Origin of the sequence: Stenotrophomonas sp. GD04024, from assembly GCF_029837545.1 — a bacterium.
Lineage (GTDB): Bacteria > Pseudomonadota > Gammaproteobacteria > Xanthomonadales > Xanthomonadaceae > Stenotrophomonas > Stenotrophomonas forensis.
In genome coordinates this window covers 39,853-51,539 of sequence record NZ_JAOEDV010000026.1, presented here as the reverse complement: position 1 = coordinate 51,539, position 11,687 = coordinate 39,853, and the positions used below count along the sequence as shown (strand labels likewise).

Annotated in this window: 6 protein-coding genes; 3 read left to right on the top strand and 3 right to left on the bottom strand. The window is 67.1% G+C overall.

Features of this window, described 5'->3' with window-relative positions; translation table 11 throughout:
- The first annotated feature begins 356 nt into the window (after positions 1-356).
- Positions 357-1,772 (top strand): DEAD/DEAH box helicase, encoded by a 1,416-nt coding sequence (locus N7590_RS10905; protein ID WP_053448695.1) that lies wholly within the window; start codon positions 357-359, stop codon positions 1,770-1,772.
- 516 nt (positions 1,773-2,288) lie between these two features.
- Here the strand turns inward: N7590_RS10905 and N7590_RS10900 are convergent.
- Positions 2,289-4,883 (bottom strand): M14 family metallopeptidase, encoded by a 2,595-nt coding sequence (locus N7590_RS10900; RefSeq protein ID WP_164242478.1) that lies wholly within the window; start codon positions 4,881-4,883, stop codon positions 2,289-2,291.
- 74 nt (positions 4,884-4,957) lie between these two features.
- Entirely contained in the window at positions 4,958-7,597 is a 2,640-nt protein-coding gene (locus N7590_RS10895) for a TonB-dependent receptor (protein WP_164242477.1), read from the bottom strand.
- A gap of 193 nt (positions 7,598-7,790) precedes the next feature.
- Between N7590_RS10895 and queD the strand changes: the two genes are divergently transcribed.
- Both queD and N7590_RS10885 read left to right on the top strand, forming a co-directional pair.
- Complete coding sequence (gene queD, locus N7590_RS10890) at positions 7,791-8,153, top strand: 6-carboxytetrahydropterin synthase QueD (RefSeq protein ID WP_053448692.1); 363 nt, start codon at positions 7,791-7,793, stop codon at positions 8,151-8,153.
- A gap of 115 nt (positions 8,154-8,268) precedes the next feature.
- Complete coding sequence (locus tag N7590_RS10885) at positions 8,269-8,616, top strand: phasin family protein (protein WP_049455872.1); 348 nt, start codon at positions 8,269-8,271, stop codon at positions 8,614-8,616.
- 904 nt (positions 8,617-9,520) lie between these two features.
- Here the strand turns inward: N7590_RS10885 and asnB are convergent.
- On the bottom strand, positions 9,521-11,422 hold the full coding sequence (asnB, locus tag N7590_RS10880) for an asparagine synthase (glutamine-hydrolyzing) (protein ID WP_053448691.1): 1,902 nt from the start codon (positions 11,420-11,422) through the stop codon (positions 9,521-9,523).
- Positions 11,423-11,687: the final 265 nt, after the last annotated feature.

Genomic DNA, 11,687 nt, shown 5'->3' with positions numbered 1-11,687 from the left:
CGGCTTTTGATCTTGCTCCGGCCTTGGCTCTGGCCTCTGCGGGTGCAGGGCTGCAAGCCCTGCAGGCAGCCCCCTACCTGAACAGGCCTTTTTGCGTGAAGTCTCAAACATCGTTTAGACTTGCGGGGTCTGCAGCGGCCGTCCGTTTCCCTCCGGGATCGCCGGCGACCTGGGTCCGCCCTCTTCGCCCGCCCCCACTCCGACGCCGTTCGTCACGCATTCCAGCCTGCGCTTCGTGCCGGCTGCACCCAATTCTCGCAGCGCGGTTCACGGGAACGCTCCGAGTCAGCCGATCAGTTTGATCTGCCCCCGTCTGTCCAGTCGGACAGGCGTTTCTTGTACTTGGAGCAAACTCAATGTCTTTTGAATCGCTGGGCCTGGCGCCCTTCCTGCTGCGTGCGCTCGCCGAGCAGGGCTACGAAAACCCGACCCCGATCCAGCAGCAGGCGATCCCGCTGGCGCTGGCCGGTCGCGACCTGCTGGCCGGCGCTCAGACCGGCACCGGCAAGACCGCCGCCTTCGGCCTGCCGCTGCTGCAGCACCTGGGCACCGCCTCGCAGGAAGTGCGCAGCGGCCCGCGCAAGCCGCGCGCGCTGATCCTGGCTCCGACCCGCGAACTGGCCACCCAGGTGCATGACAGCCTGCGCGGCTACAGCAAGTACCTGCGCATTCCCAGCGCGTGCATCTACGGCGGCGTCGGCATGGGCAACCAGCTGGACATCCTGCGCCGCGGCGTGGACCTGCTGGTGGCGTGCCCGGGCCGCCTGATCGACCACCTGGAGCGTCGCAGCATCGACCTGTCCGGCATTGAACTGCTGGTGCTGGACGAAGCCGACCGCATGCTCGACATGGGCTTCCTGCCGTCGATCAAGCGCATCCTGGCCAAGCTGCCGAAGCAGAACCGCCAGACCCTGCTGTTCTCGGCCACCTTCGAGGACAACATCCGCCAGCTGGCACTGGAGTTCATGCGCAACCCGGAGCAGATCCAGGTGACGCCGAAGAACACCGTGGCCGAAACCATCACCCACCGCGTGCACCCGGTCGATGCCGGCCGCAAGCGCGACCTGCTGCTGCACCTGCTGGCGCAGGACAGCCGCGAGCAGACCCTGGTGTTCGCACGCACCAAGCATGGCAGCGACAAGCTGGCCACGTTCCTGGAAAAGTCGGGCATCAAGACCGCGGCGATCCACGGCAACAAGAGCCAGGGCCAGCGCCTGCGTGCACTGGGCGACTTCAAGGCGGGCCGCGTGACCGTGCTGGTGGCCACCGACATCGCCGCGCGTGGCATCGACATCAACGAGCTGCCGAAGGTCATCAACTTCGACCTGCCGATGGTGGCCGAGGATTACGTGCACCGCATCGGCCGTACCGGCCGCAACGGTGCCACCGGCCAGGCGATTTCGCTGGTGGCGCAGGATGAAGTGAAGCTGCTGCGTGCCATCGTGCGCCTGCTGGGCCGCGACATGGACATCCGCGATGTGCCGGGCTTCGAGCTGCAGACGCCGATCCGCTGGGGCAACAGTGCACCGGGCAAGGCCGAGCACGATACCGGCGAGCGCGCACCGCGCAAGAACCACGCGCGCCGTCCGCACGGTGACGCACCGCGCCATGCGCATGCGGGCCCGAAGAAGTCCGGCGGCGGCCGTCGCGAGGGCGGTGGCAATGGCCAGCAGCGTGCGGGTGCAGGCGCGGGCCAGCGTCGTGGTGGTGGCGGCAATGGGGGCGGCCGTGGCCGCGGCCAGGGTGGCAACGGCGGCGGTCGCGCCGGCTGATCGCAGCTGAGGGTTTGTTGTGCTTCCCGCTGCGCGGGGGGCTATCGAGGGACGGCGCTGAGGTGCCGTCCTTTTTTGTTGCTGGCTACCGTGAGTAGAAGCAGGCGGTGCGTTGTGCTGAGGGCGGATGGGCGTGGGGCCAGCGCAAAACACGCCGTAAACCCATCCATGGGGGCTCGGTCGGCGCATCCATGCGCCTCACGGTTTTGCGCTGGCCCCACGCCCATCCGCTTCAAGCATTGCCTGCGCCTGCTTGTCCCGCCGGGTAGCCGGGAGAAGAAAGATCAAATTCAAAGGCAAAAGCCGAAGCCGACGGCTTTTTGCTTTTGCTTTTGCTCCCGCCTTGGGTTTGATGCATCCGCGCCCGCAGGAAACCGTCGAGGGGAGGCCGGGTGGGCTGCGCAGGACCGTTGGCGCCATGGATGGCGCCACCGAGCCCCCATGGATGGGTTTACGGCGTGTCCTGGATGAGGCCCCCTGCCTCCCAAACTCAGCAACAACTCGGCGCCAAACGCCTCAACCCCGCGCTTTACTCGGATTCACCAGATTCCCGAAGAAGATCGCGTTGATCAGCAGTCGATCCGTCCCGTGCCAGTACTTGCGATGCGCCGGATCATCGGCAAACAGCACCACGTTGCCCTGCCCCTGCGCCGACACCAGCAGCCACGCGCTGCCCGCCACCCGCGTGCGGTTGCGCTCTGACAGGTAACCATTCACCCGCGGCGGCGTGTCGATGCGCACCACGGTCGAGAACGGGTTCGCGCTCGGCTGCAGCGTCACCGTATTTTCCTTGTTGATCGACAGCTGCCGGCGTGGCACCCCGAACGCCAGTGGATGGCTGGTGTCCACGTCGGCACTGAGGATGTTGCCGCTGACCCGCTCGATCGCGGCAATGTCGCGCTGGTCACCGAACGCGCGACGACTCTCGCCAGCGGCATCTTCGTCCTTGCCGAGTATCTCGCCGTCGGCCAGCTTCTGTTCGATCGCCCACTTCGAAGCACTGCCGTAGGTCACCAGTGAGCCTCCGGCCTGCACCCAGCGCTTCAGTGCAGCCACCGCGGTGGCATCGACGCCGGTATAGGTACCGCCGGACAGCACGATGGTGGTGTAACGATCCAGCGGCACTTTGCCCAGCTGCTGCGGGTCCAGCTTGCTGGCTGGCAACCGCAGCTGTTGGTCGAGCAGGAACCAAGCCGAGCCAATCTCGGTGGCCGCCACACCCTCGCCCATCACCAGTGCCACGGCAGGCTTGCGCAGCGCCTTGACGCCATCGCTGCCGAGGTCAACGCCCTCGCGGCTGCGCCCACTGGACAGCGCATGCACCTGCACGCCTGCAACGCGTGCGGCAGCACGTACCGCATCCAGCAGCGCCACGCCCTGCAGCGGTTGTCCGGCCACAGGAATGACGATGCTGCCGGCAGCGAAGTCCGCCTCGCCCTGTGCGGTGGCGGCAGTGAACGGCTGGAAGGTTGCGCGTGTACTCAAGCCCTTGCCCTGCAGCACCGCCAGCGCCCGGCCCGCGTTGTAGTCGCGCCAGTCGATGACATAGGCAAAACCGGCCTGGCCGCCACGCACCTCGCCCTGTACCGATGGAAGCTCCGCGATGCGGGCGCCACCGTCGATGCGACTGCGACTGCCCGCGAACGCCACGCCGTAGGCCGGTGCGATCGCGTAGCTGGTGCTGCCGTAGAACACGTCGCCCTTGATCGGCGGCGTCTCGGCGAAGATCGAATGCACCAGCCGGAACTGCGCCTGCTGCACCGGCACCACGTAGGCGTTGCCCGGCGCGAAGTGCTGCCCATCCAGGGTGACCGCACGATCCAGCGCGCGCACCTCGATGCGATGCAGCAGCAACAATTCCAGCAGGCGGCGGGTCAGTGCCGGGTCATGCGCATCGCCAAACACGAAGCTCTTCACCGGCTGCTGCGCGGCCTGCTTCAGTGCGCTCTGGAAGAACTGCTTCTGCAGGTCGAACAGGCCGCTGCGCTCGGTCACTGCACCACGCACCGTGCCCAGCCCGGTAGCAACCTGGTTGCGGATGGTGAACGGGAACGCCAGCAGGCCATTCACCGATTCCTGCACGCGGCCCCGTGAACTGGCCTGCTCGACGGTCACGCCGACCGCGCCGTGGAAGTCCGGATAGGTGGAGCCATAGACCGGCGAGAAGTTGTCGAAGTTCTCGCCGGTGTAGTACAGCGAGCCCAATGCATCCAGCGCCTGCGCGTGGTACTTGGCCAGGGTCTTGTTGAATTCGTACGATGCCGCCGGGATCAACGGGCTGTGCATGCTCTTCGGCGACGGCTCGAAGTAGTAGGTGCTGTCCTTGCCCATCTCGTGGAAGTCGATCTGCACGTTCGGGTACCACTGGTGGAACACCTCCACCTTCGGCCGCGACTCCTGCTGGGTCAGCGCAAGCCAATCGCGGTTGAGGTCGGTGAAGTAGTGGTTGGTGCGGCCCTGCGGGAACGGCTCGACGTGTTCCTTGTCGGCCGGATCGGCCGAAGCCGGGTCCGAGGCCCAGGCGTTGTGCCAGTTGGCCGCGCGATCACGGCCGTCCGGATTCTGCGCAGGGTCGAACAGCACCACTGCCTGCTGCAGCCAGCGCTGGGTGTCGGCACTCTGGTTGGCCACCAGGTAGTACGCGGTCAGCATCGCGGCTTCGGCACTGGACGTCTCGTTGCCGTGCACGCTGTAGCCCAGCCACACCACCACCGGGCTGTCACCGGCGGCGCTGCGCGGCTGCGCCGGATCGACCAGGGTCGCGTGCTGCTGGCGGATCTGTTCCAGTCGCGCCTGGTTGCCCGCCGCAGTGACCGTGGCGATCAACAGCGGGCGTCCCTCGTAGCTGCGGCCGATCTCGCGCACGCTGATCTTGTCCGAGCGTTTCGCCAGTTCCTGGAAGTAGGCCACCAGCTGGTCATGCCGGGTGTAACGGCTGCCGACCGGATAGCCGAGGAACTGTTCCGGTGTGGGAATGGACGTATCGAATGCGGCCGCTTCGGTGGCCTGCGGGAAGAAGTACGCGCTCTGTGCCTGCGCCGGCTGCGGCGAGGACAGTGCAGTGACTGCGGCGATCAGCAACGGAAGAACGGCACGGCGATGCAAGGACACGGTGGCTCCCCTGGAACACAACGGCAGGTAGTCGCGCGGCCGGCTCCCTTGGGTAGCCGGCCGCGGTGGGTGGATCAGAAGCGGTAGTCGAAGCCCAGCGTGAAGTAGCGGCCGCGCAGGTCGTACTGGCTGAAGTCGTACGGCGCACGGATGCCCGGGAACGAGGCGTCGTACGGCGGCGTCCTGTCTGCCAGGTTCTGCACCTTGGCGTACACGGTGAGCTTGTCGACGCCGGTGTAGGCCAGGTACAGGTCGTACTGGCTGTAGCTGCCGACGCGCTGCTGCACGGCCTTGGCCGCGGTGCTGGCTTCCTGGCGGTAGCTGCTTGTGTAGTACCAGGTCACCGCCGCGTTGAAGTCGCCATGCTTCCAGTCCAGCGTGGTGGTGGCCTTGTCCTTGGGCAGGGTCGCGCCGAGGTTGCTGCCGGCGTAGTCGACCAGCGGGCCGCCGACCACGGTCGGGCGACGGTAGTCACGCACGTGGGTGTAGGCCGAAGACACGGTGAAGTCACCCAGCGCTGCGGTCGGGATGCGCTGGCGCAGCTCGACATCGATGCCCGAGGTCTTCAGTTCGCTGAGGTTCTGGTAGCGGTTGTACACCGCCTGCAGCTTGCCGCGCTCGTCGCGCTGCACGGCGCCGGCCACGTTGTCGTTGACCAGGGTCTGGGTGTTGTTGGTGCCGACCAGGTTGTCCAGCTGGATGCGGTAGTAGTCCACGCTCAGGTTGGTGTTGGCCCACGGCGACAGCACCACGCCGAAGTTCACGCTCTTGGTGCGCTCCGGCTTCAGTGCATTGTTGCCGACGGTGAAGAAGGTCGGGTTCTGGCGCGAACCGGGCACGTCCGGGTCACGCGGATCCACCACGCTGCCGTAGGCGATGCTGGTGCTGTTGGAGTTCTCCGACAGCGACGGCGCGCGGAAGCCCTTCGAGGCCGAAGCACGCACCAGCAGGACGTCCAGCGGCTGCCAGCGCAGGCCGAGCTTCGGCGAGAACGCATTGCCGAAGTCATCGTAGTGGTCGGCACGTGCGGCCGCGGACAATTCCAGCGTCGAGGCCAGCGGCACGTTCACTTCGGCGTAGGCGGCGCTGACCTGGCGCTGGCCATGCACTTCGGCAATGGCCGGGCGCACCTGCAGGCCGGCATCGATCTGCCACGGATTGTTGGAGTCCAGCTTCTCGCGGCGCCACTCGGCACCGGCGGCGAAGCCGATCTCACCGGCCCAGGTGTGGCCCAGGCTGCCGGAAATCTTCGCGTCGATGCCCTGCAGCTTGGACTCGGCCGGACGCAGGGTGGCGATGTTGATCGCATCACGCACCGACTGCGGCGTGGCTGCCGGGTTGAGCAGGTTGTAGCTGCCGGTGGCCAGTGCATCGGCCAGCGCCCAGCGGTTGGCGAAGCCACCGGACACGCTCTCGCGCTCGCTGCTGCGCGCCCCGAACGCGGCCACTTCCCAGTCCCACTTCGCGGTGGTGCCACGCAGGCCGAACACGCCGCGATAGGCGGTGGAACGGTTGGTCTTGAGGGTGCCGCCAAGGTCGAAGAAGGTGTACTCGATCGGGATCGCGCGGCCGTACGGGTTGTACGGATTGTTGGCCGGCAGCAGCGACGACACCGGCTCGGCCAGGCCACTGTCCGCGTTCAGTGCGAAGCGCCCGCTTTCCAGAGTGAAGAACGGGCTGCTGCCGAACCACGCGGTGCTCTTGATCTGGCTGTACAGCACTTCGCCGAAGGCTTCGACGTTGTCGTTCAGGCGGAAGGTACCGTTGGCGTAGGCCTGGTAGCGCTTGGTCGACGGAATCAGGGTGGTAAACGGCGCCTGGTTGAAACCGCAGGTATCGCCGGCCAGGCCGTCGATCGGCGCGCTGGCAACGCGGGTGGTGCCGGTCGGGCAGTTGCCGTTGGCATCGAGCATCGGCACCGACACGCCGTTCACCAGGTAGCGCGCGCCCTTGGCCGACCAGCCGTTCCAGCGGCCGCCCGGCTTGTCGGTGTAGATGCCGCTCCTGGTCAGGTTGCGTTCGTCCTGGTCCAGGCGCTCGCGGTTGTAGCCCTGCAGGCTGAACAGGATGTTGTAGCCATCGGTGTCGAGATCACCGAGGCCGCCGACGAACTTCAGGTTCTGCTCGTGCAGGCCGCCCTGGTCGGCGCCGCCGAAGCTGCCACCGATCTCGGCGCCTTCGAAGTTCTGCCGGGTGATGATGTTGACCACGCCAGCCACCGCATCGGAGCCGTAGACGGCCGAGGCGCCGTCCTTGAGCACTTCGATGCGCTCCACTGCGACCAGCGGCAGCGCGTTGAGGTCGACGAAGGTGTCGGACAGGCCGCCGGCCGGGAAGCCGTAGTTGGCCAGGCGGCGGCCGTTGAGCAGCACCAGCGTGTTCTTCTGCGACAGGCCACGCAGGCCGATGCCAGCCGAGCCGGAGGCCCAGCCGTTGTTGGTGGTTTCGTTGCTGGCGTTGCCGGTATTGGCCGAGATCGAGCGCAGCACATCGGCCACGGTGGCCTTGCCGGTCTGTTCCAGCTGCTGGCGACCGATCACCTGCACCGGGTTGGAGGCTTCGGTATCGGTGCGCTTGATGTTGGAACCGGTGACGCGCACGGCGGCCAGGGTGCTGGCTTCGCCACTGGCATCGGCGGAGGATTCGGCGGCGGCGGACAAAGGCGCGGCCAGAGCGACGGCCAGGGCCGCCACGAGCAGGGTGTGCTTGGGCATGACGATGTGGGGGAGGTGGTAAGGACGACGAAGTTCCGCAGTAGTCCATGCCTGGCCGGGGTCCGGCCAATAACATCTCTTCATACGGATATAAGAGAAGCTATCATCTCTTCATCCGGATGAAAAGAGTTTCTTCACGAGCAACCAACATCCACCCGGCCAGAGGCGACAGCCGCGGCGTACAATCGCCGCCATGGAAATCTTCAAAGTCTTCATGCTCGAGGCGGCGCACCGCCTCCCCAACGTGCCGCCGGGGCACAAGTGCGCGCGCCTGCACGGCCACTCGTTCCGGGTGGAACTGAAGGTCGAGGGCGAGCCCGGCGCGCAGACGGGCTGGATCATGGATTTCGGTGACGTGAAGGCGGCATTCCAGCCGATCTACGAGCGCCTGGACCATCACTACCTCAACGACATCCCCGGCCTGGAGAACCCGACCAGCGAGAACCTGGCGGTGTGGATCTGGAACGAGCTCAAGCCCAGCCTGCCGGCGCTGAGCGAGATCACCGTGCACGAGACCTGTACCTCCGGCTGCCGCTACCGTGGCCCGGCCATCTGATCAAATCATTGATCTGAAAGGTTTTCTGAAGGCGCCATGGGCGCCTTCGTTATTTTTGTTGCAATGCGGCATCAACGGCGTATGCTGCATTGCATCAAGTCACACTCTGATGCCCATGGCCGCCGCCTTCAGCGATCGCTTCAGTGATGCCACCCGCCAGCTTGCTGCCGCGGCAACGCGTGCGAACCGGTTGGCGTTGGAGAACGCCGAAAGCATGTTCGGCGTGCAGCTGAAGGCGCTGGAGCGGAACCTGACCGCGACCGGTGGCTGGCTGGGTGAACTGGCCCGCAGCGACGATGCGGCCGGGGTGCTCAGCAAGGGCACGCAGCTGTGGCAGGACAACCTGCAGCGGCTGGGCCAGGCCCAGCAGGACGTGGTCGGCCTCGGCCTGCAGGCCGGCAAGGCCTGGTCCGAACTGGTGCAGGGTTACAACGAATCAAGCGCGGACGCGAACAGCCACTGACGCGACGCAACGCTCATTGCGTGGGTCCCTCCCCCCACGCAATCCGGACCCGGCAGATCCCTCCCTCTGCCGGGTCTTTTTTTGCCTGTTGTCTGGATGGAAGAGCGCTTCTTCGTCTGGACGCTCTGCGAACTGAAGGGCCCCGCCGGGGCAGGCAGGGGCCTGGGCAAATGTCCCCCGGCGCCGGCCGTTGGCCGTCACCTCCTCCCTTACTTTGCCCAAACCCCTGCCTACCCCGACGAGGCTCGGCGTGCGGTGAGTGGAGCGCAGTGCTCGCAGCAGCCTTTCAACGAGGCGCCGACGAACTCCGAACGCAGGGCGGAGGCCCTTGCGTACGAAGTAAAGGAGGAGGTGACGGCCAACGGCCGGCGCCGGAGGACATTCGTACGCAAGGGCCTCCGCCCTGCGCCGCGCAGAATGATTCCGCCACACGCGCGTCTCCGTCCGCAATTGCCGCGAACGGATGGGCCCCGACGAGGCTCGGCTTGCGGCAGGTAAAGCGCAGTGCTCGCGGCAGCCTTTCAAGGAGGCGCCGACGAACTCCGAACGCAGGGCGGAGGCCCTTGCGTACGAAGTAAAGGGGGAGGTGACGGCCAACGGCCGGCGCCGGAGGACATTCGCACGCAAGGGCCTCCGCCCTGCGCCGCGCAGAACAATCCGCCACAAGCACGTCTTCGTCCGCAATTGCCGCGAACGCGTGGGCTCCGACGAGGCTCGGCCTACGGGAGGTAAAGCGCAGTGCTCGCGGCAGCCTTTCAAGGAGGCGCCGACGAACTCCGAACGCAGGGCGGAGGCCCTTGCGTACGAAGTAAAGGAGGAGGTGACGGCCAACGGCCGGCGCCGGAGGACATTCGTACGCAAGGGCCTGCGCCCTGCGCCGCGCAGAACAATCCGCGAAGGAACCTCAGCGCCCGCGACCACCGTGCCAATGCTGGTGCCACGCCTGGAACATCAGCACGTTCCACAAGTGCGTGTGCCACTTGCGCTCGCCGCGCAGGAACGCCTCCCAGATGCCGCGCACGCGCACCGCATCGAAGCAGCCCTGGTTGCGCAGCAGCTGCGGATCCAGCAGCGCCTCCGCCCAATCGCGCAGCGGACCCGCCAGCCAGCGCGCCATTGGCGGGCCGAAGCCGCGCTTGGGGCGGTACACCAGCGGCTCGGGCAGGTAGCGCGCCAGCAGGTGCTTCAAAATCAGCTTGTGCTCGCCATCGTGGTACTTCAGATGCTGCGGCAGGCGCCAGGCCAGGCGCACCACCTCCATGTCCAGCAGCGGCGCACGGGTTTCAACGCCCGCCGCCATGCCCGCGCGATCGACCTTGGCGAGAATGCCTTCGGCCAGATCCATGCGGAAATCGAGCAGCTGGATGCGCGCCTCGGCCGGCAGCGCCGTGTCCTGCTGCTGGAAGATCGTCACCGGTTCGCGCGCGCCCAGCACCACCTGCGCCGGCTGCCGCCAGCGGGTCACGCGCTGCAGGTAATGACCTTCCACATCGTTGGCGGCGACCTCGGCCACCAGTGCGCGCCAGCCACCGAGGCGGCCACGCTCGACGTTCATGCGGTTGCCGCTGCGCCGCGCCAGGTCACGTACCCAGTCCGGCAGGCCACCACACAGGCGCGCATTGCGCAGCGCGCGGCCATAACTGGGATGTCCGAAGAACAGTTCGTCGCCACCGTCACCGGTCAATGCCACCGGCTTGCGCGCACCCAGCAGTTCACTGGCCAGCAGTGTCGGCAGCTGCGAGGCGTCGGCGAACGGCTCGCACCAGACCTGCGGCAGCCGCTGCAGCAGGTCCAGGCCCTGGCGCGCGTCCATCCGGTGCAGGTGGTGCTGCACGCCCAGGTGGCGCGCCACCTGCGAAGCCCAATCGCTCTCGTCGTGGCCCGGATCGTCGAAGCCGACCGTCCACGCTTCGATCGGCAGGGTCGACTGCGCCTGCATCATCGCCGTCACCAGCGAGGAGTCGGTGCCGCCGGACAGGAACGCGCCGCAGGCCAGCGGCGAGTGCATGCGTGCAGCGATGGCCTTCTGCAGCACCGCCTCCAGCTGGTCAGTGGCCTGCTCCAGGCTCGGCGCCGGCTGCAGGGGTTCCTGCAGCGCGCTGTGCATCGCATCGCGTGCACACCAGTAACGCGAACCGCCCTGCGCGGCCATGCTGGAGTGCCCCGCAGCATGGTCATTCATGTCGATGCGCAACATCGCGCCGGCCACCAGCTTGTGGATGCCACGGTAGATGGTGTGCGGCGCCGGCACGTAGTCATGGCGCAGGAGCAGGCTCAGGGCATCCTGGTCGATGCTTGGCGAGAAACCCTCAAACGCCTGCAGCGCCTTCAGTTCCGACGCGAACAGGAACCTGCCCTGGTGCCAGCCGTAGTACAGCGGCCGCTCGCCCACCGGGTCGCGGGCCAGCCACAGCGCGCGCGACTCGCGGTCCCATACGCTGAAACCAAAGGCGCCCTCGATGCGCGACAGCGCCCGCTCCACGCCCCACTCGACGATCGCCTGCAACAGCAGCCGCGCGTCGCTGCAGTTGCGCGGCAGATCGCGCAGCTGGGCCTGCAGGTCGGCGCGGTTGTACAGGCGTCCGTCCAGGCACAGCACGTAGCGGCCGCAGTCCGAGCTCAGCGGCTGCAGGGGCGTATCGGTCGGCGCCCGGCAATGGCCGAGTGCCAGGCCGGCCTCGGCATCGGTCCAGTAGCCGATGCGACCCCGGCCGCGCTGTTGCAACGCGCGCAGCATCGGCGCCAGTTGCTGCAGCAGGTGCTCGTCTTCGGCGGGCGGCAGCCAGGCCCCGACCACGCCGCTCATCGGGCACCTCCGCAGTGGCGGCGGGACAGGCACGGCAGGCAGAGGTTGGCGGGCGACATGGGAACGGCACGCGGAACGGAGGAGACTCCATGCTCGGCCCGCGCCCGCCCCGCGTCAGTCGCATTGCTGTCAGCGATCGTCACCAGACGTGTGATGAAGGTAACGTTTTGTAACGGCAACCGGCTATGCTTGGCGCCAAGTGGTTGCCGGGGCTGAGACCCGGCCCGTGCGCCAGCAACCCCGGCTGAATGGCGCCCGCCCCCTG

Bases quoted from the DNA above. Each gene is read 5' to 3' on its own strand.
- asnB (WP_053448691.1), bottom strand. From the start codon at position 11,422: ATGAGCGGCGTGGTCGGGGCCTGGCTGCCGCCCGCCGAAGACGAGCAC.
- queD (WP_053448692.1), top strand. From the start codon at position 7,791: ATGGAAATCTTCAAAGTCTTCATGCTCGAGGCGGCGCACCGCCTCCCC.
- N7590_RS10885 (WP_049455872.1), top strand. From the start codon at position 8,269: ATGGCCGCCGCCTTCAGCGATCGCTTCAGTGATGCCACCCGCCAGCTT.
- N7590_RS10905 (WP_053448695.1), top strand. From the start codon at position 357: ATGTCTTTTGAATCGCTGGGCCTGGCGCCCTTCCTGCTGCGTGCGCTC.
- N7590_RS10895 (WP_164242477.1), bottom strand. From the start codon at position 7,597: ATGCCCAAGCACACCCTGCTCGTGGCGGCCCTGGCCGTCGCTCTGGCC.